This window comes from uncultured Roseibium sp., from assembly GCF_947496995.1.
GTDB lineage: Bacteria > Pseudomonadota > Alphaproteobacteria > Rhizobiales > Stappiaceae > Roseibium.
Genome location: NZ_CANMFD010000004.1, coordinates 605,549 through 630,561, shown reverse-complemented (window position 1 = coordinate 630,561; position 25,013 = coordinate 605,549). Strand labels below are relative to the sequence as shown.

Sequence of the window (25,013 nt, the reverse complement as noted above, 5' to 3'; positions counted from 1 at the left end):
CTTTTCCGTGAAGTCTGGAAATTCGGCCCTCGTTCCTGATGTGCCGGATCATACCGCAGGATGGTTTTCGCATGAGTGTACTTGTTGCCGGCGCGGGAATTGCCGGTCTCTCCACGGCGTGGGCCCTTACGAAACGGGGCGTGCAGGTCACGCTTCTGGAGCAGGGGCCGATCCCCAATCCCCTGTCGGCGTCCGGCGATCACCACCGCATCATCCGCCGGGCCTACGGCGGTCAGGGTGGGTATCAGCGCCGTATCGGCGCGGCCTATGACGCCTGGGACGAGATGTGGTCCGACCTTGGCGAAAAACATCTGGTGGAAACCGGCTTCATGCTGCTGTGCCAACAGGAAGGCGACGGTGCGGACATCTATCGTGACGGCCTCGTCGAAGGGGGCTATCCGTTCGAAGAGTTGTCGCCCGCTGAGACCGCCGCGCGTTATCCGTTTGTCGACCCGGCAACACTGCGTTACGGCGCCGTCAGCAAGGAAGGCGGGGTCCTTCTTTGCCAGCGGATCGCTTCCGGGCTCAGAAACTGGCTGATCGCGAACGGCGCGCTCGTGCGGGAAAACTGCAAGGTGACGGCGGTGGATGCTGCGGCAGGCAGTGTCACCCTGGCCGACGGGTCCGTTCTGAGCGGGGACCATGTCATCGTCACGGCGGGTGCCTGGACGCTTGGACTGTTTCCCGATCTTGCGGTACAGCTGACCACATACCGGACGGCCGTCGTTTATCTGACGCCGCCGGAGGATCTGCGCGAAGCCTGGGAGCGCAGTCCGTGCATCCTGGATCCGGGCGGCCCGATCGACGGCTACGTGCTGCCACCGGTTGCCGGGACAGGCCTCAAATTCGGCGCGGGTATTCACAAATACAAGGCCTTGCCGGATCAGGACCGGGTGCCGAAGCCGGGCGAGGGGGAGACCTTGCGCGACTATTTCTCACCGCCGTTCTGCCGGATCTCCGAATACCGCGTCGACGATGTGGTGACCTGCGCCTATACCTTCACGTCCGATGAACATTTTTTCGCAACCACGATGGACAGGGCAACGGTCGTGTCGGCCTGCTCGGGTCACGGTTACAAGTTCGGCGCAGTTGTCGGACAAAAACTGGCGGAGGGGTTTGTGACACAGGACATGGACAGTGCGCGCCTCTGGCTGGAGGCGCGGGACTGATCCGCCGGAAGCTGCGTCATTTCAGGCAGCTTCAGGTGCGGCTGGTGACCATCCTCTTCATGGTCCGGTCCTTCAGGGCGAAGTGGTGATAGAGCGCACCCGCCACATGCAGCGCGATCAGGATGATGAAGAGCAGTTTCGCGAGCTCGTGCAGTTCACCAGCCTCGCGGATGCCACCATACCAGGCGAGCAGACCGGTTATCGGCACAAAAATCATCAGGAGATAGAGGAGGCCGTGAACAGCCCTGGCGGCGAGCTCCTGAAGCCTGGATGCGGGAATGGGCGCAGGAACACCAAATCTTGCCCGGACAACCAGCCGCAAAACGGTAAGCACCAGCACGGAGATCCCGACCCATATATGGGCGTTCCCCATGAAGGCCGTCATGGCGTCCGCTGTTCCGCCATCACGCAGGGCGCGCCCGAAGTCCTTTATGCTTTCGCCGAAAACGAGCTGGAACAGGATGAGGGCGGCAATTGCCCAGTGGAGAAGAATATGAACAGGACTGTAGGCTGCTGGCTGTGTCTTCGACATGGCGTGCTCGGTCTCCTGAGTTTGAGAGCCCCCTTGTTCGTTCTGCCATATTCTTCCCGAAGGTGGTAACGCGAAACTTTGTCACTCTGTAACAGCACGTATCTGCATGCGCAGCGGATCTTTCGGGTTGCAGCAATGGTTCATGCAATTTCTCAGGAAACAGGATTTGACTTTACGGCTTCAAGCTTCTGTCCGGCCTTCTTCAACCGCGTTCGAGCCGTGATCCGGTGATGTCCTCCGCAGGAAATTTGACTGCAGGATCATCTTCCCGCCATACCTCCTCAGTGGAAGACGATGCGATGAAGCGGATATTTTGTGACAATAAAAAGGGTTGGCAATGCCGGTCGAGATCAGAAGCCTGACAGGCGATAACCTGAAGGATGCCCTGGATGAGCTTGCGCAACTGAGGATATCCGTCTTCCGGGACTGGCCCTATCTATATGAAGGTTCGCTCGACTACGAGGCCGGCTATCTTGAGCGTTATGCACGCTCTGACGGTGCCGTGGTCGTCGGCGCTTATAATGGGGGAAAGCTTGTCGGGGCCGCGACGGGCGAACCGCTTGGCGGCGAACTGGCGGCCTTCCGGAGACCGCTGGAAGCACGAGGCTATGCGCTTGAGACTATTTTCTACATGGCGGAATCCGTGCTCGATCCTGCCTATCGCGGCAAGGGTATCGGTCACCGGTTCTTTGACGAGCGCGAGGCGCACGCCAAACGCCTCGGTTTCACCCAGGCCGTATTCTGTGCCGTCATCCGCCCGGACGATCATCCTATGAAGCCCGCACACTACCGGCCGCTGGATGCATTCTGGGGCAAGCGCGGCTATGAGAAACTGGAAGGTGTGATCGTCCGGTTTCCCTGGCTCGATATCGGCGACAGTCAGGAAACCGAAAAGCCGATGCAGGTCTGGTCCCGGTTTCTGGAAAACGATCCGCCCTCACAGGGGGCACCATGAGGGCGGAAAGGTACTTGAAGCCGAATTCAGACACTCGTCGCGATTGATGTGCGACGTGGCCAGGCCTCTTACAGCAGCGACTGAGAAGCTTCCCTGACACTGCGGGTCGCAGCATCGATCTGGGCAGTTGCCGTGGAGATCGTCTGCATGTTCGTCGTGATAAAGTCGACGCCCTGGGCGGCGGTCTGCATGTTGGAGGAGATTTCGGTGGTGACCGAAGACTGCTCTTCGACGGCCGTGGAGATGCTGGTTGCGATTTCACCGATATTTGTGATGACCGACAGGATCGACTGGATTGCCTCCACGGCATTTTCGGTCGTTTCCTGAACCGAATTGACCTGGGCGGAGATCTCTTCCGTTGCCTTGCTGGTCTGGGAGGCGAGGCTCTTGACCTCCGACGCAACGACCGCAAAGCCCTTTCCGGCCTCTCCGGCCCTTGCTGCCTCGATGGTCGCATTGAGGGCCAGGAGATTTGTCTGGTCGGCAATGCCGTCGATCAGTTCGATCACGGAACCGATGGTCTTGGCATCTTCCGAGAGGCCGGACATGATTTCGCTGGAACGCTCCGCCTCGCCGATCGCATTGCTGGAGACTTCCATCGCCGTTGCAACCTGGCGGCTGATTTCCGAAATGGAGGCGACCAGTTCTTCGGCCGCCGCAGCGACGGTCTGAACGCTCGATGAGGTCTGCTCGGAAGCCGCGGCGGAGTTGGTTGCCTGTTCCGCGGCGGCGGAAATCGACTGGGAGATTTCAGACAAATCCTGATCGATCCCCTCCCGAATGCCCTTGCGTCTGTGGTCTTCCAGCACCCGCTCGGTGATGTCGCTTGCGAATTTCACCACCTTGAACGGGCGGCCGGAGGCGTCAAGGATCGGGTTGTAGGTTGCCTGGATCCAGATTTCCTTGCCGTTGTTGCCGATGCGCTTGTATTCGCCCGCCTGGAACCTGCCTGCGGCAAGATTTTCCCAGAACTGGCTATACTCGCTGCTGGCCCCATACTCGGGTTCCACAAACATGCTGTGCTTCTGGCCCCTGATTTCGTCCAGAGAATAGCCGACAGTGGCAAGGAAATTCTCATTGGCATCGAGAATGGTGCCGTCGAGATCGAAATGGATGACAGCCTGCGAGCGGTTGATGGCGTCCACCTGGCCTTCGAAATCCGCGTTGCGTTTTTTCTGTTCCGTGATGTCGGAGGCGATCTTGACGACCTTGACGACCTTGCCGCCGGCGTTGAGGACAGGATTGTATGACGCCTGGATCCAGACCTCCCGGCCGTCCTTGGAGAAGCGCAGAAACTCCGCTGACTTGAACTCGCCGCGCGCGAGAGAGCTCCAGAAATTCGTGTAGTCCGGGCTGTTGGCGAGCTCGGGATCGACGAACATCCGGTGATGCTTGCCCTGAATTTCCTCGAGCGTATACCCGAGGGCGTTCAGAAAGTTTTCGTTCGCGGTCAGGATCGTCCCGTCCGGTGTGAACTCGATCATTGCCTGCGAGCGACTGAAGGCTTCGACAATCGCTTTCCAGGAATTGGTGTTAAAAATGGACATCGGTTCTCTCCGGCCGGTTCCTGCAAAAAAATACTGCAGATAATTAAAGCAAAAAAAGTAAATAAAAGCCTCATGAGAAGGTAAGTGCAGTTACGTAATTAAAAGTGCATATCCAAATTTCATACTATAAGTTGAAGATTTGTCTCTGTAGATAAGCAGGGTTACAACAAGTACTGTCAAAAATTACCAATGAAAGAGATGGGTCTTGCAATCCAGGCTGGAAATTCCTGGTTATTCTTTAAATGGGCCAGAGTTGATGGCCGGTTGTTTTGGTTGGAAAAAGGCAAGCTTTCGAATTGATCCGGTTCAAGGATTCCGCCTGATCGGGCGGAGCGGATGCGGCTTGTGCCGCATCCGTTTGCGTTTATTTCAGCAACCAGCGAATGGTGACGTTGGCGGCGATGGTTTCTTCACCGGCCTCGACCGGCACTGGCGCACCCTTCGACATCAGCATGCCTTCCGCGCGCATCATCAGCGGCTGCGGCATCTGGATGCCGGTTTCGGCGATAGACGCGATCTGTCCGAGTTCGACACCGGCGGCAGCGGCGAAAATCTCCGCCTTGTGGCGTGCTGCTTCAACGGCTTTTTTGCGGGCCTCATCCAGTTTGTCCTGCGGGTCGCTGACTTCGAAGCGGATATTGTCCACCGAATTGGCGCCGCTTTCCACCACCAGGGTCAGAAGGTCGCCGAGGCGGTCAAGATCGCGCACATTGACCTCGACCCCGTTGCGGACCTCATAGCCGACGATATTTGGCTGGCGGTCGGATGCATTGTCGAACCGTTCATAACGAGGCTGGATGGAGAACCCGCGGGTCTGGATGTCCCTGGCCTCGATGCCATCGGCCTTGATCGCCGCGATGACCTTGGCGATGGCCGCCGAGTTCTGTGAAAGAGCTTCTGCCGCGGTGTCTGCGCCGGTGATCACGTTGGTGCTGATGACGGCCATGTCCGGCGCGACGGAGACTGTTCCCTGGCCTTCCATGGTGATGCTGCCCATTGTGATGCTGCCTGTGGCCGACGCCGTTTCCTGGGCAAAGGCCGGGGCGTGTACCGCAAGGGCAGCGGCAAGGCCGGCGGCGAGCGCGACACCGCGTGCAAAGCCGAAGCTGCGCCGCGGCAGGCGGGAGCGCGAAATGGTCATGATAATTTCCTTTTCCAGAAAGCCATATCGGGCGGAAACATTGTCCTGCTTTAAGGCAGGGTCAAGGCCTGACGGTTCAGCCTGCGTTCATGTTTCAAACGGTCTGCCGGGCGCGCCGGATCACTCGCCGGTCGATGGCTTGGCCACGTCGTTCAGACCGATTTCGCCCGTCTGCGACAGGAGCACGGCAACCGGCCGGGACGCCTCGAAACGGGCGCAGACGATGACGATCATCACGGTGAGCGGCACGCACAGAACCATGCCGACCACGCCCCAGATAGCGCCCCAGAAGGCCAGCGACAGCATGATCACCAGGCCGGACAGATTGAGGTTGGACCCCATCAGCCGCGGCTCGATAAAGTTGCCGACCGAGAACTGGATGAGGCCGAGCCCGGTGGCGATGGCAATGAAGGGGCCGAGCGTATCGTAGTAGACGATCGCCAGCAGACTCGGGAAAATCACCCCGATGAGGGACCCGATCGTCGGGATGTAGTTGAGCACAAAGGCAATGAAACCGAACAGGGCGGCGTAGGGCAGTCCGATGACGATCAGCACCAGACTGGTCAGCAGGCCGGTGGCGAGGGAGACCGTCGTCTTGATGGAGAAATAATGCATGATCGACCGGTTGATCTCGGCCCGCATCGCGAAGGCTGCCCGGGCCTTCTCCGGATTGGGGAACAGCTTTTCGAACTTCCTGTCGAATGTCGATTGTTCGAGAAGCAGGAAGAGAACGTAGATGAAGACGAGGCTGGCGGAGCTCGCAAGCGCGGTGACCAGACCGGCGCCGGCCGTGACCATGCGCGGCACGATGGAATCGGGAAACAGGTCCTTGAGCTCTATCGGATCGTTGAGCTTGAAATAGGAAGATGTCTGATTGAAGACATCCTCCAGCCGCCTCTGGTAGGTGGGAGCGTCCTGGGCCAGCTGGGTGAGGTTGACGGTGACGATATCCAGCACGAAGGTGCCGATCGCGAATATGCTCAAAAGGGCCAGCGGAAAGGCGATGAAGCCCGGCAGGCTCCAGCGGCCGATGGTCAAGCGTCCGAAGACATGTGAGAGGGCGTTGATCATGTACCAGACGATGAGGGCAATGACGAAAGGCAGCAGCAGCGAACGGCCGACGACCAGCAGCCAACCGATCATGCTCACAAGCATGAGGCTCAGCGTGAGGGAAAAGAGCGGTGATCGCATGAGGGCTCCGGCAGGTGATTCAGTCATTGCTTTCAACGCCATTTAGAACGGAAACCGCCGGCAAACGGAACCGGTTTTTGTCGCCGGACCCGGGCAGACGCGCCCGTCCACTGCCCCGCGTGCCGCTTTCCCGGACTTTTTCCCTCAAAGACCGCAAAGCTCTTGCCCCGGAAAACTGCCGTGGTATAGGAAAACCTGACGCGCAAATCGCCCCTTTCGGCGACGAAGCGCTCCGGAGTGTCCTGTCTTTCGCACGCGTGCAGACAAGATGCACCGGCACCTGAAAATCGATCAGCTCCCGCGCTTTCATATGGCTGCATATGAAGCGGAGTTGGTCCAAGGGCCTGTAGCTCAACTGGTTAGAGCCGTCCGCTCATAACGGATTGGTTGGGGGTTCGAGTCCCTCCGGGCCCACCACTCCACTTTTGGGGTGTTGATTTTCCTGCATTTTGTCTTACTCAATTTGTGGCCGGGAGAAGGTGGGACATTTTCTGTTTTGTTGAAACTTCGGGACGGTTAAAGGCGCCCTTCGCGTCCACCTCTCTTCAGCCTTTTGGTTCAGGTTCTGACCTATTCCCCAGCATGCCCTCGGCCAAATCAGGGGCCCGCACTCCCCCTTCGAACAAAGTCCGGGAGTTTGCGTGAACTTCCGGTAACCGCCTCTGCGTGCCAGGCCGCTGCAATCATGCTGTCATGCAACTGTTTTCTTGTCTGCGCCCGGAAGCCGGGATGGTTCCGGTGAGCAGGTGGAGAAGACAATGTTGAATGCGTTTCAGGCGCCGGGGCGTTTCCGGAAGGGCAATATTCATGGCCATTCGGACATGTCCGACGGTCGGGTGACGCCGGAAGAGGCCTGTGCCCGCTACAGGCAGGCCGGCTACGATTTCATCGCCCTGACCGATCATTTCATGGAAAAGTACGATTTCCCGCTGACCGACACGCGGCCTTTCCGGGACGAGGCCTTCACCACGATCATCGGGGCTGAGCTGCATGCGCCGGAAACGTCCAGAGGCGAGATCTGGCATGTTCTGGCGGTCGGCCTGCCGCTGGATTTCGCGGCGCCTGCCGAAGACGAGACCGGTCCCGAGCTGGCGCGGCGGGCGCGCGCGGCGGGCGCTTTCGTGGCGATTGCCCATCCGCACTGGTATCAGCTCCAGAAGGAGGACGGACTGGCTCTGGACGCCGCCCACGCCGTCGAGGCCTACAATCACACCAGTCATGTTCGCTGCGACCGTGGCGACGGTCTGGTGATGCTGGACACGCTGCTGTCCGAAGGGCGGCGGTTGTTCACTATTGCCGTGGACGACAGTCACTGGATGAGCAACGATGCCTTCGGCGGCTGGGTGATGGTCAAGGCGGAGGAAAACACGCCCGAAGCCCTGCTTGCCGCGCTCCATGACGGCGCCTTCTATTCCTCGCAGGGGCCCGAGATCCACGACATCCGTATCGAGGGGGATGAGCTTGTGGTGAAGACGTCACCGGCGGTTGCGGTCGTGGCGGTCGGGGCGGTCGCCAAAAGCCAGCAGAAACATGCGCTCTCCGAAGAGGAGTTGCTGACGGAAACGCGTCTGTCGCTGGAGCCCTTCCGGGGTGAATGGTGCAGGGTTGCGGTCGCGGACGAAAACGGTCGCCGGGCCTGGACCAATCCGCTGTGGCTCGACTGACGCGCCAAGGCCGGTATCATGAACAGGACCCCGCGAAGGATTTCGCGGGGTCCTTTCGTTTGCAGCGGTGAGAAACCGGCCTCAGGCGGACAGGGATTGCGGTATCCGGAGGGAGGCCGTCTCGTCTTCGCCACCGCGCAGATGAGTGCCGGCGGCTGCCAGCAGGCGCCGGGTGTAGGCGTTGGACGGGGTGTGCAACACGCTGTCGCGGTTGCCGATCTCGCGCAGCTGGCCTTTTTCGAGCACGGCGATGCGATGGGAAACGCGGGCGATCACGGCCAGATCATGGGAGATGAAGATGCATGTCATGGCCCGTTCGCGCTGGACCTTCAGGAAAAGCGACAGCATGTTCGCCTGGATCGTGACATCGAGAGCCGAAGTCACCTCGTCGCAGATCAGGAGATCCGGTTCGGCGGCCAGAGCCCGGGCGAAGCCGACGCGTTGCTGCTGTCCGCCGGAAAGCTGGCGCGGGCGCCGGGAGAGGAACTCCGGTCCGAGCTCCATTTCCTGCAATGCCGTGGCGGCCTTTTCGCGCGCGGCTGCCGGCGACAGACCGAAGTGGAGACGCAGGGGCCTGACGAGGATTTCCTCGACGGTATGCGCGGGATTGAGCGCTGACAGGGGATCCTGGAAAACCATCTGAATCCGGCGGCGCATGTCGCGCGAGCGCTTGCGTGCCGCCCCGGAGACAACTTCCCCGTCGAGAATGATCCGGCCCTCGTGACCGGAGACCGCACCGGCAATCAGCGAGGCGACCGTCGATTTTCCCGAACCGCTTTCGCCCACGAGACCCAGCGTTTCGCCCTTGCGCAGGGACAGGGAAATGTCATCGAGCGTCGGACGCGTGGCCGGGGCTTTCCGGAACGGGAAACCCGAGGGACGGTGATAGGAAAAGCCGAGGTTTCTGACCTCGAGCTGGATGGGCGATGCGGCTGCCGGCGGGAGAGGGCCTTCTACGTCGATCCGGGGAATCGCATGGATGAGCGAGCGGGTATAGGCATTGCCGGGCGCGTTGAAGATGCGCTCCGCATCGCCCTGTTCGATGATGACGCCATCCTTCATGACGACAATCCTTGAGCACAGCGCGCGGATGACATTGAGGTCGTGACTGACGTAGACCAGGGTTGCGCCGAGGTCCTTCTGAACATCGGCGACAAGCTGGAGCACTCTTGCCTCCACCGTCTTGTCGAGCGCGGTGGTCGGTTCGTCCAGGACGATCAGCTCGGGCTTGCCGATGAGGGCGGCGGCGATCACCGCACGCTGGCGCTGGCCGCCGGAAATCTCGTGCGGATAGCGCCTGGCAAGCAGTTCGGGATCGGGCAGGCCGGTCCGCTCCATCAGGGAAAGCGCATGCGCATGCACCGCCCTGCCGGTCAGGTCCGTCTGCAGCCGGACAAGCTCCTCCAGTTGCGCGCCGATTGTCATGTGCGGGGTCAGCGACGACATGGGGTTCTGCGGAACCATCGCCGCCCGGCCACCGCGGAAACGGCGCAGGTCCCGGCCCTCAAGGGCGAGAACATCGGTGTCGCCCAGGTGTACGGACCCGGTAGCGAACCTTGCACCGGCGCGCGTGTGCGCGAGAAGGGACCGGGCGAGCGTCGATTTTCCGGAACCGCTCTCGCCGACAATGCCGAGGGTTTCGCCCCGGGCCAGTTCAATCGTGGCGTCCCGAACCGCCGCGGTTTCCTCGCCGGCATCGTCACGATAGGTGATCGTCAGGCCGTTGATCTTGACATGGGCGCTCATAGGTCGGTCTCCGTTCCGGTCACGCCATAGGCGCGGGCAAGGCCGTCGACGGCAAAGTTGATGCCGATGATCAGCGACGACAGGGTGATCGCCGGCAGGATGAGGAACCAGGGGTCGGTGAACACCACCGACATCGCCTCCTGGACCATCAGGCCCCAGTCCGGCGTCGGCTGGCTGATGCCCAGTCCCAGAAAGGACAGGGCCGAGATCTTCAGGATCGCCGAGGAAACGCGGATCGCGAATTCGACGGCCAGCAGCCCCAGCAGGTTGGGCGCGATCTCCCGCATCAGGACAAAGCCCAGCCGTTCGCCGCGAAGCTCGGCCGCGCGCACGAAATCCAGGGATGCGATCATGATTGTCTTTGCCCGCACGACGCGCACCACACCGGGCGTGTAGACGATGGCGACGATCAGCGACAAGGAGCCTATTTCCTTGCCGAAGGTGAGCACGAGGATGGCGATCAGGAGCAGCTCAGGAATCGCCATCAGCGCATCCGTCAGGCGCATGATGGCATCATCGAGCCAGCCGCCCACATATCCGGCCAGAAGACCGAGGAAGGTTCCGATCAACACGGATCCGCTGACGCCCGCAAGGGCGACCAGCAGGGCCACCCTGCCGCCGGACATCAGCCGGGACAGGTAATCCCGCCCGATCTGATCCGTGCCCAGCCAGTGCTGGGCGGAAGGCGGTGTCAGACCGTCGGTCAGGATCGCGGAAATCGAGTAGGGCGCAATCAGCGGTGCGAAGAGGGCGAGAGACAGATGAAAGGCGACCAGCACCAGGCCTATCATCGTCAAAGGGGAGGCCAGGACGCGCCGCAGGGGACGGTTGCGGGCAATGGGAGCCGCTGGGGCGGCAAGGGGCATGGGAGCGAAGGATTCAACGGTCATTTCTGGCCCTCCGGACTCTCGGGTCGAGTGCAAGGATGGAAATGTCAGCCAGCAGGTTGCTGGCAATCACGGCGAAGGCGGCGAGAAAGGTGATCGCCTGGACGGTCGGAACCTCCCGCTGGGAGATGCTGCGGATCAGTTCGATGCCGATGCCGGGGAACTTGAAGACGGCTTCGATGACAACGACGCCGGAAATGATGCCGGCGACGAACTGGGCGGTGCCGTTGAGCATCGGAACGAGCGCGGCGGGAAGCGCATGGGTGATGACCAGCCGCCACTCGGGCACGCCGGATAGGCGCGCCCGTTCGATGAACTCGCTGCCGAGCGCCTCCACCATGCCGGCGCGGAGCAGGCGGAACTGATAGGCGACGCCGGAGACCGTCAGGGCGAGAACGGGCAGGACCGACACGGCGAGGATCTGGTACCAGGGGGCCGATTCCGTGATCATCAGAACCGCGGGGGCCAGGCCCAGCCAGATGGCGAAGACGATGACGAAGACGTTGCCGACCACGAAGTCGGGCATCGAATAGGCAAAGAGGGTCGCGCCGGAGACGGCGCCGTCGATGCGCCCGCCCGGTTTCAGGGCGGCCCAGACACCCAGAACCACAGAGACAAGCGGTGTCAGGACAATGGCCACGGAGGCCATGATCAGCGAGTTGAGCAACGGGTGAATGATGGAGTCGATCACGCTCTCCTGCGTCATCAGGGTGACGCCGAAATCGAAGGTGACCAGCCCCCGGAAAACGTTGACGAAGCGTTCCGCCGCCGACTTGTCGAGCCCGAGCTCGGCCCGCATGCGGGCAAGGTCGTCGTCGCTGTAATACATCAGCTCGTCAGCGGGAATGGTTGCGTCGAGTGCGTCGCCCGGCAGGATTTCCGTGCCGATGAACACCGTCCCGGACACAAGGACCAGGATCACACCGGACAGGAGCAGGCGCCGCACGATCAGGGCTAGAACCGCATACATCTCTTGACCTCGATTGGGGAAGGCGCTGTGGCAGCCGGGCTGCCACAGCAATCGTTCGAACTCAGGCGTCGATCCAGACGCTCTCGTACCGCGGGCCCTGCCAGAGCTGGGTGTGGGCGCGCAGGTTGTGGACATTGGCGGCGCTCACCACGTTGGTCCGCCGGCCGCCGATCATGATGCCCGGGACTTCTTCCTGCGCGATGGCCTGCATCTCTTGGTAGATCGCCAGGCGTGCATCGTCGTCCATTTCCGCGGCGGCCCTGGTCAGCAGCGCGTTGTAGCGGTCGTAGCCCGGACCGGACCAGCCGCCCGGCTCGGCATCGTTGAGCTGCGACAGGCGGCTCAGGTTGATGTTCGGGTTGCGGGCCCCGACCAGGTTGCGGCGCGGACGGCCGATCGGCTTGTTGACGGCCATGGTGAAGGGGTTGAAGCCGTCACAGGGACGCTCGGCGAATTCCAGGTTGATCCCGGCTTCCTTCAGGCTTTCGCCGACGACGGCCCACAGGCGCGGTTCTTCAGGATAGCCCGGGCAGTAGAAGATCGCGGGCAGATCGATGCCGTTCGGGTAACCGGCTTCGGCGAGCAGGCGTCTGGCTTCGGCCACGTCCCGTTCCACCGCGCGCGGCTGGAATTCCTTGTTGACGCCGTTCATGTGGGTGTCGTTTCCGGTCCAGCCCTCCGGATCGCCGTAGATGATCCTGTTGATCTTCGGCCGGTCGATCGCAAGGCTCATGGCCTTGCGGACACGGACATCGTTCCAGGGAAGGTTCATGTTTTTCGGCAGAACCAGCCAGAACTGGTCGCCGGACGGGGCGGAATTGACAACACCGCCGGCGGAGCCGAACTGGTCGAACTGGCCGGGATCGGCGTTGTAGATGGCGTTGAACTGTCCTGACTGGAAGCCGTTGATTGCACTCTGGCCCATTGCAAGGACGCCCTGCAGCTCCTCGATGTAGGGCTTGTTCGGCATCCAGTAGTTCTCGAAACGGGTGGCAAGAAACTGGCGCTTGTTGTCGATCTCGACCAGCTTGAACGGACCGGTGCCGATGCCGTCGTAGCCCATCTCCTCGAGATTTTCCCGGGCCGGCAGCATCATCGCCCGGTATTCGGCAGTGGCATGCGGGAATTCGACGTTCGGGCGGTTCAGGTGGAAGCGCACGCCATATTTGCCGCGGGCTTCGACCGACTTGATGTCCTGCTTGAAGAAGCCGACGCCGCCGAACTTCGGATGGGCGTGCAGGCGTGCAGAGGCTACCGCGTCCTCGGAGGTAAATTCCTTGCCGTCATGAAAGAACACGCCTTCGCGCAGCTTGTAGTCCCACACGGTCGCGTCGTCATTGGAGACAAAGCTTTCGGCCAGCTCGGGAACCACATTGAGATCTTCATCCACCCAGGTCAGCGCGTTCCAGATGCCGCGCGTCTGGATGTCCATGAAATAGTAGGGGTGCTGACCGCGGTCGGACTGGCCCAGCGCCCAGTTCGGCACCGGGTTGCCATAGACGAGTCTGCCGCCCTGTCTCGGGCTCTGACCCTCGATCAGGCTGTCGACAAAGTCGGTGAGCGGCTGCGCGGCTGCGCCTTTGGGAAGGGCGCCAACGCCGATGATGACGGCCGATCCGGCCAAGAAGTCGCGACGGGAAAGCATGGTGAACCTCGTTAGGGTTGATAGGGTTTCAGATGGGAACAGGGGGCGCGGCCAGGTCGCGCCCCCTTGAGGTCAGGCGTCGATCCAGACGTATTCGAAGCGGCTGGACCAGTTCTGGCTGTGGCTGCGAAGGTTTTTCACATTGGCCGCATGGGCCGCCATGTTGCGCCGTCCGCCGAGCATGATGCCCGGGACCTCTTCCTGGGCGATGCGCTGTGCTTCGGCATAGAGTGCCTGGCGGGCCTCCGGATCCTGCTGGCTGACGGCTTCAACGAGAAGACTGCCGTAACGGTCGGCCCGGGGTCCTTCCCAGGCACCGCGTTCCGCCGGGTTGCCGGTGGTCAGGCGCGACAGGTTGATGAAGGGATTGCGCGGCCCGACCAGGCTGCGCTTCGGCCGGCCATAAGGCTTGTTCACCGCTTCCGTGTAGGGATTGAAACCATCGCAGGGCCGTTCCTGGAATTCCAGCGTGATGCCGGCTTCCGCAAGGCTTTCGGCGACAATCGGATAGACACGCGGCTCTTCCGGGAAGGACGGACAGAAGGCGATCGCCGGCAGGGTGACACCCTCGCCGTAACCGGCCTCTGCCAGAAGGGCCCTGGCCTTTTCGACGTCGCGCTCGATCGGGCGGGCAACCCATTCGCCGTTGACGCCGTTCATGTGGGTGTCATTGCCGGTCCAGCCGTTCGGATCGTTGTAGATGATCCGGTTGATCTTCTGACGGTCGATGGCCAGCGACATGGCCTGGCGGATCAGCTTGTCGTTCCACGGGAAGTCGAGGTTCTTCGGCAGGGCGAGCCAGAACTGGTCGCCGGAGGCCGATGCATGGGTCCTGCCGCCGGCGTCCTCGAACTGGCCGACCTGACCGGGATCGATGTTGAAGACCGCGTTGAGCTGACCGGCGCGGAAGCCGTTGATGGCCGCGTTGCCCATCGTCAGGACGCCGCGCACCTCATCGAGATAAGGTCCGTTTTCCATCCAGTAGTTCTCGTTGCGTACGGCACGGAACTGGCGGGCATTGTCGATTTCAACGAGCTTGAACGGCCCGGTGCCGATGCCGTCGAAGCCGATTGTATCGACATCGTTCTTTTTCAGGATCATGGCGCGGTATTCGGCGAGCGAATGCGGGAATTCCGCATTGGCGCCGTTGAGATGAACGCGCACGCCGTATTTGCCGTTCGGCTCGACGCTCTTCATCTGGGTACGGATCAGGCCGACACCGCCCAGCATATGGAACTGCAGGGATGACACGACGTCCTCGGAGGTCATTTCGGTGCCATCGTGGAACATGACACCTTCTCGCAGGCCGATGTCCCAGACGGTCAGATCGTCGCTCGGGGCCATCGAACTTGCCAGGTCGAGCTGAACGTTCATGTCCTCGTCGACCCAGGTCAGGCCATTCCAGACGGAGCGAGTCAGGAGGTCGAGCCAGAAATAGGGATGCTGACCGCGGTTGGACTGGCCGAGCGCCCAGTTCGGGTAGGTCTGGCCATAAGTCAGGATACCGCCTGATTTCGGTGTCTGGCTTTCGATCATCCCGGCAACGATGTCGGGGGAGGCGGCCAGGGCCCTTGTCGGGTCGAGCAGGTGCGACAGGGTCAGCACGGTGGCGCCGGAGGCGGCGTAGGTGAGAAATTCACGGCGAGTGACGGACATTTCCAGCTCCTCATGGAGAAAAATCAGTGACGCTCACTCGAATGGGGGGCCTCTTTTGCAGTGCGATGACGGTTTTGCCGTCGTAACCAGCTATTCAAAAAAGCTTCGCGCACACCTGCCGGGTGTGCGCGCTGTCACGACTGTGCAATGGGCTCATGTCAAGCTATGCCTTGATGGAAACGGGTCAGGGAGATGCCTTGTGCTTCACTCGCCTCCTCTCGAGCAGGGCTGGCGCGCGCTCGTCAGCGAATTGCGCGAAAAGATCGAGACCGGCAGCCTGCCGGCCGGCAGCAAGCTGCCTTCACTGACGGCAATGGCCGAGAAGAGCGGGCTGTCGTTCTACGAGGTGCGCAAGGCGTTCGACCGTCTGAAATCAAGCGGTCACATCACCGGCTGGCAGGGACGCGGCAATTTCGTGTGCGAAGACCGCTTCGTCTACACCCTTGGCCGCCGCACGCGGTTCAGCGTGAACCTGTCGAGCGAAGGCAGGAGCACGCAACTGAACATGGTCGGCAAGCGCCGTCAGGCGGCTCCGGCCAATATTGCACGAGCCTTCGGTGTGAAGACCGGAACCCGTGTCCAGCGCGCCGAGTTCATCCGTCTCGTGCAGGGGCGGCCTGCGATGCTGGCGCGTCACTTCTATCCGCTGTCGCCCCGCTTTTCCGGCATTCTCGATCACATCGATACCGCAGGCGGCGTGACTGCCGCGCTGCGGGCTTGCGGAGTGGAGGACTTCTTCCGCCTTGAAACAACAATCATGACCCGCCTGCCGGGACCCCATGAGGCGCTGCTGCTGGAAATTCCTTCCTCGCAGCCGGTGCTGGTGACAACCGGCGTCAATGTCGACGATGAAGGCATGACCGTCGAAGTCTCCGAGGCGGTTTCTCGGGGAGACAGGGTCGTGCTGAGGACCTGATTGCCCGCTCCGATGAGCGGCCCCACGCTCCGGGGCAATTGAAGCCACACCCGTCCTGTGGCCTGGCGCATGCCGGGATCTCCGGCGTGTGCAGATCAGATCTTGAGGAGTTCGCGCAGGCGTCTTGTGCCGGTGCGGCCGAGGTCGACGGTTTCGCTGCAGGAGACGAAATGCAGGCAGCTGCCGCTTGTGGTGCCCCATTCCACTTTGTCTATGTGATCCTTGTTGACGATCAGTGACCGGCCCAGGCGGTGGAAGGGAGGGCTGGGGAGTTCGGGTTCGAATTTCCGCAGTAAACGGCTGACCAGATGGCTCTGGTCCGACTGCAGGAATATGCGTGTATAATCGCCTTCCGCCTGCAGCATGGAGATCGTGTGGGCAGCGACCATCATCGATGACGACGAGGTTTTTAGGTGGATCCTGTCGCCGGTGCCGTTTGCCGTAGGATCGACGCTCGCAGCCGGCCGACCGTTCAGGGAGTGCATTCTCTCGCGGAGCCGTTCGATCGTCGTTTCCAGGCGCTGCGGCGCAACCGGTTTCACCAGAAAGTCGATTGCCGCGATGTCGAATGCGCTGATCGCATAATTGTCGTGCGCGCTGACAATAATGACGGCTGTCCGGGGTGGCAGGGTGGGGGCCAGTTTGAAACCCGTTTCGCCGCTCAGTTCCACATCCAGAAAGACCGCGTCCGGTTCAAGCCGGCTGATCAGGCCCTGCGCGGCGGCAATGTCACCGGCTTCGGCAACGATCTCTATATCGTCATACTGGCCGAGCATTCTTCTCAAGCCGCGTCGTGCCGAAGGCTCATCGTCGACGAGGATCACACGGTGCATGCAGAACCTTTCAGGATGATCTGGGCGATCACGACCCCTTGAACTTCGCGGATGGAAAGCTCGTTCGCCTGCGGGAAATGGAGGTTCAGGCGCTGTTTGATGTTGGTCAGTCCGATTGATTGGCGTTTGTCGTCAGGCGCGGCCAGCACGCCAGAGTTCGAGACTCTAATCCTTACGGCAGCGGCATCGGTTTTCTCAACGTCAACCTTGACGTGGATACTGTCGGTGTCGTGTTTCAATCCATGTTTCACTGCATTTTCCACAAGGCCCTGCAGGATCATGTGCGGAATAAGGAGATTTCTGGCGGCAGGATCAACGGCGACGGTGCAGGTCAGCCTGTCCTCGAAGCGGATCTCCTGAATGTGGAGATAGGCCTGCATTGCCTCGATTTCCTCGGCCAGCGGATAGAGATCGCGGCCTCGCTGATTGAGGCAATAGCGAAGATAGCTCGCGATCTTGCGCACCATTTCCAGGGCGACATCGGGCCTTTCATGGATTTCAGCCGTAACGGAATTCAGGGCGTTGAACAGGAAGTGCGGAGCCAGCTGGAGCCTCAACTGCTCCAGTTCCGAACGCATGGTCTCCGTCTGGGCCTTGCTGCGCCGCAAGCGCTCCAGCCCTGCCTCGTAGTCCGCTCGCAAACAGTAATAGGCAAGGGCCCAGCCCAGGAGAACCGACGTGTAGAAAATCACCGGTGTGACAGGAGTGTTGAAGGTTTGAGCGAGTGGAAAGAACTGGTCACGCAGATGCCATGCCAGCCAGGTTTGCAATATGCCTCCCGAAAGACACAGGCCTGCCACGGTCAGAATAACGGGTGTCGCAGTGATTCTCCTCACCCGGGACAGGAAGAAAACATGCATCGACGCGGTGAGGACGAAGCCGACGCTATCCAGCGCCAGGGTGAGTATGAAAGCCGTTCCGGTGTCAGAAAACGCGACTGTTCTGGCGGAGAACCCGTACAGCGCTATGAAAGCCCACCCGGCAGTGTGCAGTTTCCAGAATGTGCGGTTGTTTCCGGACTGCCCTCCGGCGGCGGGCTGTTCACTTGACCTCGAGATTTCCCGCCAATACCGGTCGTGTGTCCGCGCCTGCGCAGGTGGGCAGCCTGTAACCTCCTCTACGTCAATCATTTTCCAACCGCTTGTTATTTTTCCGTACTCTGCAATAGCGGAGAGTTGTTCGCAAATTGTTTTCAAGAAGCCGTTTCATCGAAAATTTTAACAGGTTCATCGATTCCCGCGTGAGTCTGCGTTCGTCACCTGCAAGAAGTACCAAGTCCGTTCGCCGGTCCTTTTCGAGACCGACGGCTTCCGTCGGGTATTCGGCGATTGGAAGGACGGGCATATTTTTTTATCGGGAGTAAAATATTGAGTGGCAGCATTGCAAATGAACATTTTTTAATCCGCAAGGATGCCGTCTCCTCCTGCCTCCGCCGACACAGACTGGTTCTTCTGACGACTGTTTCCCTCTCCTGCCTGCTCGGGGCGGTGCCGGTGTTTGCCGACGACGGCTGCGATACCACGGGCGACCCATGGACCTGTACGTTTAATTTCGGGGAGTACAATTCACTTATCAACTTTACGGATTCCGGACAGTCATATGGCGCGGACGGCGTCGGGATGACGGTGAACAACTATTTCGAACAGGACATGGATGTCCCGACGAGCGGCGGACACGATCAGGTCTGGTTTCTGCAATCGTCGGGAGCGCAGGGCGATGATACAGGAACCGCTGGTAACGGCGGTGACATCAGAATTTATAACGACAGCTCCATCAGCTACCATGTCGGCAATACGTCCGACCTTGCGGTGGGCATGAATGCCCGTTCCCTTGGGGGCGATGGCGATCAGACCAATGGCGACAACGATTCAAATGGAGGAACCGGCGGCAACGGCGGTTCGCTCTATTTCACCAGCGACGGGATCGGTGGATATGAAGTGGATGGAGGTTCAAACGCCGGTTTCGTTATTTATCTTGGCGAGAGTTACGGTGGTATGGGCGGCAAGCAAAATGATTCCGTCCTGTCGGATCAGCGGGGCGGTCAGGGCGGGTCCGGCGGTGCAATCACGATCGTAAACAACAGTCTGGCCAGTTTTGATATCGGCTCGAGTTCCAGCCGCTTCACGGGAATGGGCAGCGGAGGCGGGTTCATCGCGAAATCCATCGGTGGACAAGGTGGCTTCAACAACGGCAATGCGGGGGCCGGTGGGGCGGTAAGCATTACCGGAGATATCGATGGCAGCATTTACTGGGATGTGACTGTGGGTGGCGGGACGGGTCTCTTCGGATTGTTGGGGCTGAGCCAGGGAGGCAATGGCACCACATCTACCGACAACAGCGATAATGGAGGCAACGGCGGCAACGGTGGGACGGTCACCATTTCGAACGGTGAATCGCTAGTTCTCGATGTGCTCGGCACTGTCGGGGAAATCAGTGCCGTCATGGCAGGCAAGAGCGCTGGCGGCAGCGGTGGCACCGGTCCTGCCGAGGATCATTATGGTGGGTCCGGCGGCACGGCCGGTGCCGTTTCCCTGTCGCTTAACAATGATGGAGACCTCACCGCCTCTGGTGATTACGTCTACGGCATTCTCGGTCAGAGCATTGGTGGAGAAGGCGGTGACGGCGGCGATGGAACCGCGCTGGCGGGAACCGGTGGTGGCGGCGGCTTTGGCGGCAACGCAGGCAATGTTACGGTTTCTGTCGACATTTGGGCTGGTTCCGTTTCGACCAATGGCGACTATGCCCCGGCTATCGCGGCCCACTCGATCGGTGGCGGCGGCGGCACGGGGGGAGATTTCGTCAGTGTCCTCGGCGGTCAGGCCGGCAACGGCGGCAACGGTGGCAATGCCGGGAATGTGCTTGTTTCCCTTGATGCCCAGGGACTGACGACGAGCGGCGATCACTCGTTCGGCATTGTCGCTCAATCGATTGCAGGCAGCGGTGGAACCGGGGGCATCGACACGTCGACCCTGGTGGGACTTGGGGGGGACGGCGCCGGCGGCGGATCAGTCGGGACCGTGACGATCAACTCCAGCACTCCGATCACCACGCAAGGGTTCAACGCACTTGGTATCATCGGCCAGTCTATCGGCGGTGGCGGTGGTGCGGCCGGTTCGGCCTCCGGTCTGGTGAGCGTGGGTGGCAACGCGCAGGGGAGTTCGACTTCCGACGGTGGCACGGCCGGCATCTCGAATACCGAAAGCGTCTTCACAAAAGGAGAGTCCTCAATCGCGATCCTTGCGCAATCCATCGGCGGCGGCGGCGGCTCCGGTGGAGATGCCAAGGGCATTGCCGGGGTTGGAGGACAGGGCGCAGCCGGTGGCGATGGCGGCATCATTGCGATACCCAATATCGGCGCAATCACGACGTACGGCGATTCATCGCCAGGTGCGGTGTTCCAGTCGATTGGCGGCGGTGGCGGGAACGGCGGCAGTAGCGTGACCCTGTCGGCCATTGCTTCCATCGGGATCGGAGGCTCGGCTTCAGGCGGTGGTGATGGCGGTCTGCTGTGTATAGACAATTCGGCTGTTTGCGGCGCCAACAATTCGTCCGGGACCTTCGTTCCCTATCTTTCAAGCCTCGCCAGTCCTGATGATGACGGCGATGCCCACGTCACCACAATCGGCGATTTCGCGCCCGGTGTGGTTGCGCAGTCTGTCGGTGGCGGTGGCGGCAACGGCGGCAGCGACAAGAATTACAGCGCCTTGTCGTTTTTCGCCCTTCAAATGGGCGGTTCGGCCGGTGCCGGTGGTACGGGCGGGACTGTCCGGTTCGTCCAGAACGAATTTGCGGTAAACACATCCGGTGCGCAGTCGCCAGGTCTGATCGCCCAGTCCATTGGCGGCGGCGGCGGCACGGGCGGAAGCGCCAGCTATTTTGACGCCACGATCGGCTTCAATGCCGCCTTCATCGTCGGGGGCAGTGGTGGCGCTGGCGGCAGTGGCGGAACGCTGAATCTCGATCTGACCGAAGCCTATATCGCGACAGGCCTGGTCACCAATTCCACCAGCCAATCCGCTCCGAACAATTCGGTCGGTATCCTGGCCCAGTCCATCGGTGGCGGCGGGGGCTCCGGCGGGGCTGTTTCGGCAAGCGATTTCGTTGTTGCCGCACCGACGGGAACCGGTGTGCCGGTCGCCTTCAATTATCAGGCCGCTGTCGGCGGAAACGGTGCGAATGCGGGCAATGGCGGTAGCGTTACCGTATCCTTCGACGACGAATCCGGGTTGACGACGATCGGCGATGCGGCACATGGCATCGTCGCGCAGTCGATCGGCGGCGGCGGCGGCAACGGCGGCGACGCGTCGGTGCTTTCCACCACGCTGGGCGACAAGGATACTGTCGAGGTCACCGCAGGTGTTGCCTTCGGCGGTGGTGCCGGCAACATCATGAGCGATTTCAATCCCGGCTACAGCTATACAACCTCGGGCGGTGGCGCTGGCGGCGTTGTTACCGTCACTCTGGGCACCTACGGAGAAGACAGCAATGCCACCGGCACCGGTGCCACTCGTTTGACCACATTGGCACCCGATGGGACCATGCTGACGGTCGGCGATGGCGCGCATGGCGTGCTTGCACAGTCCATCGGCGGCGGTGGCGGCAACGGTGGCGTGGGTAACAGCAACGCTTATGCACAAGGCGGCGTGGCGTCTCTGAAGGCCGATATTTCACTTGGCGGTCAAGGCGGTTCGGGTGGCAACGGCAACTCCGTCACGGTGCATAATTTTGCCGGCTACACGGTGCAGACCCAGGGATCGGGCGCCAGGGGCATCGTTGCACAATCGATTGGCGGCGGCGGCGGAAACTCACAGGGCGGGACTCTCTATCTTGCCGCGAATGCCGGCGGTTTCTCGGGAACGCTGAATGTGGGCGTCGGCGCGACCGGCGGAAGTGGCGGCAAGGGCGGCAGCGTCTATGTGGAAGAATACGGTGTCACCGAAACATTCGGCGGCGACGCGGACGGGATCGTTCTTCAGTCCATCGGGGGCGGGGGCGGCATCGGCGGTTCGCTCGGCAGCGATGCGTCGTCTCACAAGATCCTCGACCTGATCGGCAATACGGAAGACAAGATATCGCGTCTGACAGACGAGGGCAGTTCCTACCAGCTGACGGTCGAAGTCGGCGGAAAGGGCGGCAGCGGCGGCGACGGCGGCACGGTCAAATATTACCAGGCAGGCCGCGTGGCAACCTATGGTGACTGGTCGGACGGTGTCGTGCTTCAGTCCATTGGCGGCGGCGGTGGACAGGGCGGCTCTTCTGTCGCGACCGGCGGTGATGTGACCGCGAATATCGAAGTCAGCGTCGGGGGAACCGGTGGTTCCGGAGGGGCAGGTGGCGATGCCGCGCTCTGGGTATCCGGAGGAAGCAGCAGTCTCATTGAAACGCACGGTTATGGTGCTGCCGGTCTGCTGATGCAGTCGATCGGCGGCGGTGGCGGTCAGGGCGGTGACGGCTCCGACAGCCAGACCGGAACCATGGCAATCGGTGGTGATGGGGGCGGCAGCGGCGGTGCCGGCAACGACGGCGGGTCGGTCTACACCTACAATGACAGCGGCATCTTCATAAACACCTATGGTTCGGATGCTGCAGGGCTGATTGCGCAGGCCATCGGCGGCGGTGGCGGCACCGGAGGCGTTGGCAGCAGCGTGGAGGCAACACGGGCCGACGGCCATGAACTGAGTGTCTCCGTTGGCGGCAAAGGCGGGGTCGCGGGCGATGGCGGCACAATCAATCTCCAGGCCGAAACCAGCATTGTCACGCTGGGAAATCGCTCCCACGGCGTGCTCCTGCAATCCATCGGCGGAGGCGGCGGGCTCGGGGTGACCGGTTCGGTGGGAGACGATCTGGATCTGGCCATCGGAGGGACAGGCGGTGCCGCGGGTGACGGCAATACCGTCACCTATTCCCTCACCGGCGGCACCGGCGTTGCCACCGGCGGCATTGGTGCCCACGGCGTCATCGCCCAGTCGATTGGCGGCGGTGGCGGCCTGGGCGGCGATGCGACCGGAGGTGTGCTCAGTGTGCTGACTTCGGGCGAAAACGCTTCCGGCGGCGCAAGCGGCAATGGAGGCGCGATCTCGCTCGACATAGGTGCTCCCATCGCCGTAACCGGTCAGGATGCGATTGGCGTGGTTGCGCAATCGATCGGCGGTGGCGGCGGTCTGGGCGGTTCGGGAACCGGCGCGTTCGCCGGGGTTACCTCCTCCGACGGGTCGGGAACCGGTGGCGACGTTACCCTGACGATATCGGACAAGGTCTCGTCCACGGGCACGCGCGGCATGGGTGTCTTTGCGCAAAGCCAGGGACCGGACGGCAATGACCAGGTCACGATCACGGCCAGCTCCGGAGGTCTGATCATCGGCGGGTACAGCGACTCGTCTTCTGCTGTCATGGTGGCCGGCGGCAACGGCAACAGCCTTGTTCTCAATGGCGATTCGGTCGTCGAGTCCGGCTCCTATGTGACCGGCAACGATTATGGCGACAACTACGCCGTTCGCTATTCCGGCAGCGGAACGACCGCAGAGGGCGCCATCCTCAACGTGACGGTCAATGACACGGCTTCGCTTCACGGGGATGTTCTGCTGGAAAACGCCGATGGCAATACGGCAGGTACGATCACGAACAATTCGTCCTACACCCTTGCCGGCGGCTATTTCTACGGAGCGCATATCGTCAACAACGGCCGGTTTGTGCTGAACCGGGCACATGATACCGGAACGACAGTCCTGACAGGCAATTTCGTACAATCGGACGCGGGCAAGCTTGTCGCCGACATCGATCTCAACAACTATGGATCGGATCTTTTCGACATCCGCGGAGACGCCAGCCTCGACGGCACGCTCGGCGTCGAGGCGATCAGCTTGCTGCCAAACAGAAGGACGCGATTCCTGACTGTTGGTGGCGCGCTCAGCGGTTCGCTGTCGCCACAGGATTCGCTGATATTCGACTATGCGATCAACAAGATCGGGACAGATCACTATCTGTCAGTCGATGCCGCGGACTTCACGCCCGTGGACAAGACGCCAATGAACGACGATCAGATACGACTGGCGAAGAACCTGCAGTCCATCTGGAACCTTGGAGGCAATAACGCGTTCGGGTCGCTTTTCGGCGCAATAGCAAATGAAGTCGATAATGCGGGCCGCGATTATGGCGACACGCTCGACGAGTTGCGGCCGAGGGCGGCCCTTGCCCCGGCCGTCGAGCAGTCCTTCGAAATGCTCGCCTTCGGCAACAGTCTCATGAGTTGCCCGGTTTTCGAGGCCGACAACGCCTTCCTGTCGGAGGGATCCTGCAGCTGGGCGCGTCTTACGGCGGCTACGGGGCATCGGCAGTCGATGGGAACCGCGCCGAGCTACAACGCGGATGCGGTCACCTACACGATGGGAGCCCAGAAGGAAATCGCACCGGGCTGGTTCGTCGGCACTGCGGCTGCCTTTCAGCAGAGCTGGATTTCCCAGGCCTCCGAGTCCGTCTCGGGAGAAGGAATTGGCGGCTTCGCCGGTGTCAGCCTCAAACATGAAATCGGCGACTGGACACTGTCGGGAGCGGTGTCGGGCGGTTATGGGCAATATGACCTGGACCGAAGGATTTCGATCACCAACGTGTCGGAGACCGTTTCCAGCTCTCCCAATGTCTACAACGGTGCCATTCGCGCAAGAATCGCGCGGACCTTCGCGGCCACCGACTTCTATGCAAAACCGTATGTCGATCTCGATGCGGTCTACTCGCGCGTCGGCGAATACAAGGAGTCAGGCGTATACGGTCTGGAATTCGACGAAACCGATCAATGGAACTTCGCTGTCTCGCCATCGCTGGAATTCGGAAGCCGCTACACCTACGACAGCGGCGCAAGCCTGAGGTTTTTCGGACGGGTGGGGCTGACCGTTCTTGCCAACAGCGACTGGCAGACAAGCGCGCAATTCGCGTCAGCGCCCGCAGGCACCGGCAAGTTCACAACCACGCTGGATCATGAAGATGTGTTTGCCTCAATCGGAGCGGGCCTTCAGGTCACGTCGATCGACGGCTTCGATCTTCGGCTTGAGTATGACGGGCGCTTCTCCGACAAACTGGCGACGAACAGCGGCTCGCTTCGGGTAAGCATTCCCTTCTGAGCGCAAGCGGCAGTCAGGGAATGTCACGCAAGGCACGAGGATGGGGC

At 61.3% G+C, this 25,013-nt stretch carries 17 protein-coding genes and 1 tRNA gene; 7 read left to right on the top strand and 11 right to left on the bottom strand.

Translation table 11 applies throughout. The features are described 5' to 3' along the window. Positions 1 to 71: 71 nt before the first annotated feature. Positions 72 to 1,169, top strand: a complete 1,098-nt coding sequence (locus Q1B40_RS18875; protein WP_299817668.1) for an FAD-binding oxidoreductase — start codon at positions 72 to 74, stop codon at positions 1,167 to 1,169. Between the two features lie 31 nt (positions 1,170 to 1,200). Here Q1B40_RS18875 and Q1B40_RS18870 read toward each other — a convergent pair whose 3' ends face one another. Continuing rightward, on the bottom strand, positions 1,201 to 1,701 hold the full coding sequence (locus tag Q1B40_RS18870; protein ID WP_299817664.1) for a cytochrome b/b6 domain-containing protein: 501 nt from the start codon (positions 1,699 to 1,701) through the stop codon (positions 1,201 to 1,203). A gap of 337 nt (positions 1,702 to 2,038) precedes the next feature. On the opposite strand from Q1B40_RS18870, the gene Q1B40_RS18865 reads away from it, so the two are divergent. Further along, positions 2,039 to 2,656 carry a GNAT family N-acetyltransferase gene (locus Q1B40_RS18865; protein WP_299817662.1) on the top strand — a complete coding sequence of 206 codons (618 nt, stop codon included), beginning with the start codon at positions 2,039 to 2,041 and terminating at the stop codon, positions 2,654 to 2,656. 68 nt (positions 2,657 to 2,724) lie between these two features. Here the strand turns inward: Q1B40_RS18865 and Q1B40_RS18860 are convergent, their stop codons facing one another. The 3 genes from Q1B40_RS18860 to Q1B40_RS18850 all read right to left on the bottom strand — a co-directional run bounded on the left by Q1B40_RS18860 (position 2,725) and on the right by Q1B40_RS18850 (position 6,535). Continuing rightward, positions 2,725 to 4,203: a PAS domain-containing methyl-accepting chemotaxis protein gene (locus Q1B40_RS18860; RefSeq protein ID WP_299817660.1), complete on the bottom strand. Its 1,479-nt coding sequence runs from the start codon at positions 4,201 to 4,203 to the stop codon at positions 2,725 to 2,727. Between the two features lie 364 nt (positions 4,204 to 4,567). Further along, positions 4,568 to 5,344, bottom strand: coding sequence for an SIMPL domain-containing protein (locus Q1B40_RS18855; RefSeq protein ID WP_299817658.1), 777 nt, complete (start codon positions 5,342 to 5,344; stop codon positions 4,568 to 4,570). Positions 5,345 to 5,464: 120 nt separating this feature from the next. Continuing rightward, positions 5,465 to 6,535 carry an AI-2E family transporter gene (locus Q1B40_RS18850; RefSeq protein ID WP_299817656.1) on the bottom strand — a complete coding sequence of 357 codons (1,071 nt, stop codon included), beginning with the start codon at positions 6,533 to 6,535 and terminating at the stop codon, positions 5,465 to 5,467. Positions 6,536 to 6,875: 340 nt separating this feature from the next. Here Q1B40_RS18850 and Q1B40_RS18845 point away from each other — a divergent pair. Then, a tRNA-Ile gene (locus Q1B40_RS18845) sits at positions 6,876 to 6,952 on the top strand. A gap of 341 nt (positions 6,953 to 7,293) precedes the next feature. Beyond that, a complete protein-coding gene (locus Q1B40_RS18840; protein WP_299817654.1) occupies positions 7,294 to 8,199 on the top strand; it encodes a CehA/McbA family metallohydrolase in 906 nt (301 codons plus the stop codon). 81 nt (positions 8,200 to 8,280) lie between these two features. On the opposite strand, the gene Q1B40_RS18835 is transcribed toward Q1B40_RS18840, so the two are convergent. The 5 genes from Q1B40_RS18835 to Q1B40_RS18815 form a co-directional block, all read right to left on the bottom strand. Further along, positions 8,281 to 9,945, bottom strand: a complete 1,665-nt coding sequence (locus Q1B40_RS18835) for an ABC transporter ATP-binding protein (protein ID WP_299817652.1) — start codon at positions 9,943 to 9,945, stop codon at positions 8,281 to 8,283. Beyond that, the gene (locus Q1B40_RS18830) at positions 9,942 to 10,835 is read right to left on the bottom strand and encodes an ABC transporter permease (protein WP_299817650.1); all 894 of its coding nucleotides are present in this window, start codon (positions 10,833 to 10,835) and stop codon (positions 9,942 to 9,944) included. The genes Q1B40_RS18835 and Q1B40_RS18830 overlap by 4 nt, the downstream gene beginning before the upstream one ends. After that, entirely contained in the window at positions 10,825 to 11,802 is a 978-nt protein-coding gene (locus tag Q1B40_RS18825; RefSeq protein WP_299817648.1) for an ABC transporter permease, read from the bottom strand. Before Q1B40_RS18825 ends, Q1B40_RS18830 begins: the two co-directional genes overlap by 11 nt. A 61-nt stretch (positions 11,803 to 11,863) precedes the next feature. Next, on the bottom strand, positions 11,864 to 13,447 hold the full coding sequence (locus tag Q1B40_RS18820) for an ABC transporter substrate-binding protein (RefSeq protein WP_299817646.1): 1,584 nt from the start codon (positions 13,445 to 13,447) through the stop codon (positions 11,864 to 11,866). A 72-nt stretch (positions 13,448 to 13,519) separates the two neighbouring features. Then, positions 13,520 to 15,103 (bottom strand): ABC transporter substrate-binding protein, encoded by a 1,584-nt coding sequence (locus tag Q1B40_RS18815; protein ID WP_299817643.1) that lies wholly within the window; start codon positions 15,101 to 15,103, stop codon positions 13,520 to 13,522. A gap of 199 nt (positions 15,104 to 15,302) precedes the next feature. Here Q1B40_RS18815 and Q1B40_RS18810 point away from each other — a divergent pair, with 199 nt between their 5' ends. Beyond that, positions 15,303 to 16,019 carry a GntR family transcriptional regulator gene (locus Q1B40_RS18810; RefSeq protein ID WP_299817641.1) on the top strand — a complete coding sequence of 239 codons (717 nt, stop codon included), beginning with the start codon at positions 15,303 to 15,305 and terminating at the stop codon, positions 16,017 to 16,019. 95 nt (positions 16,020 to 16,114) lie between these two features. Here Q1B40_RS18810 and Q1B40_RS18805 read toward each other — a convergent pair whose 3' ends face one another. Both Q1B40_RS18805 and Q1B40_RS18800 read right to left on the bottom strand, forming a co-directional pair. Further along, positions 16,115 to 16,852: a LytTR family DNA-binding domain-containing protein gene (locus Q1B40_RS18805; RefSeq protein WP_299817639.1), complete on the bottom strand. Its 738-nt coding sequence runs from the start codon at positions 16,850 to 16,852 to the stop codon at positions 16,115 to 16,117. Then, positions 16,840 to 17,622, bottom strand: a complete 783-nt coding sequence (locus tag Q1B40_RS18800; RefSeq protein WP_299817637.1) for a sensor histidine kinase — start codon at positions 17,620 to 17,622, stop codon at positions 16,840 to 16,842. The genes Q1B40_RS18805 and Q1B40_RS18800 overlap by 13 nt, the downstream gene beginning before the upstream one ends. A gap of 84 nt (positions 17,623 to 17,706) precedes the next feature. Here Q1B40_RS18800 and Q1B40_RS18795 point away from each other — a divergent pair, with 84 nt between their 5' ends. Together Q1B40_RS18795 and Q1B40_RS18790 are read left to right on the top strand one after the other, a co-directional pair. Beyond that, positions 17,707 to 17,901, top strand: coding sequence for a hypothetical protein (locus Q1B40_RS18795; protein WP_299817635.1), 195 nt, complete (start codon positions 17,707 to 17,709; stop codon positions 17,899 to 17,901). Positions 17,902 to 18,471: 570 nt separating this feature from the next. Beyond that, positions 18,472 to 24,966: an autotransporter outer membrane beta-barrel domain-containing protein gene (locus Q1B40_RS18790; protein ID WP_299817632.1), complete on the top strand. Its 6,495-nt coding sequence runs from the start codon at positions 18,472 to 18,474 to the stop codon at positions 24,964 to 24,966. The last annotated feature ends 47 nt before the right edge of the window (positions 24,967 to 25,013 follow it).

Coding starts and splice junctions, on each gene's coding strand:
- Q1B40_RS18830 (WP_299817650.1), bottom strand. CDS start 10,835: ATGACCGTTGAATCCTTCGCTCCCATGCCCCTTGCCGCCCCAGCGGCT.
- Q1B40_RS18855 (WP_299817658.1), bottom strand. CDS start 5,344: ATGACCATTTCGCGCTCCCGCCTGCCGCGGCGCAGCTTCGGCTTTGCA.
- Q1B40_RS18805 (WP_299817639.1), bottom strand. CDS start 16,852: ATGCACCGTGTGATCCTCGTCGACGATGAGCCTTCGGCACGACGCGGC.
- Q1B40_RS18835 (WP_299817652.1), bottom strand. CDS start 9,945: ATGAGCGCCCATGTCAAGATCAACGGCCTGACGATCACCTATCGTGAC.
- Q1B40_RS18870 (WP_299817664.1), bottom strand. CDS start 1,701: ATGTCGAAGACACAGCCAGCAGCCTACAGTCCTGTTCATATTCTTCTC.
- Q1B40_RS18860 (WP_299817660.1), bottom strand. CDS start 4,203: ATGTCCATTTTTAACACCAATTCCTGGAAAGCGATTGTCGAAGCCTTC.
- Q1B40_RS18875 (WP_299817668.1), top strand. CDS start 72: ATGAGTGTACTTGTTGCCGGCGCGGGAATTGCCGGTCTCTCCACGGCG.
- Q1B40_RS18795 (WP_299817635.1), top strand. CDS start 17,707: ATGCATCGACGCGGTGAGGACGAAGCCGACGCTATCCAGCGCCAGGGT.
- Q1B40_RS18840 (WP_299817654.1), top strand. CDS start 7,294: ATGTTGAATGCGTTTCAGGCGCCGGGGCGTTTCCGGAAGGGCAATATT.
- Q1B40_RS18865 (WP_299817662.1), top strand. CDS start 2,039: ATGCCGGTCGAGATCAGAAGCCTGACAGGCGATAACCTGAAGGATGCC.
- Q1B40_RS18790 (WP_299817632.1), top strand. CDS start 18,472: ATGACGGTGAACAACTATTTCGAACAGGACATGGATGTCCCGACGAGC.
- Q1B40_RS18850 (WP_299817656.1), bottom strand. CDS start 6,535: ATGCGATCACCGCTCTTTTCCCTCACGCTGAGCCTCATGCTTGTGAGC.
- Q1B40_RS18815 (WP_299817643.1), bottom strand. CDS start 15,103: ATGTCCGTCACTCGCCGTGAATTTCTCACCTACGCCGCCTCCGGCGCC.
- Q1B40_RS18825 (WP_299817648.1), bottom strand. CDS start 11,802: ATGTATGCGGTTCTAGCCCTGATCGTGCGGCGCCTGCTCCTGTCCGGT.
- Q1B40_RS18820 (WP_299817646.1), bottom strand. CDS start 13,447: ATGCTTTCCCGTCGCGACTTCTTGGCCGGATCGGCCGTCATCATCGGC.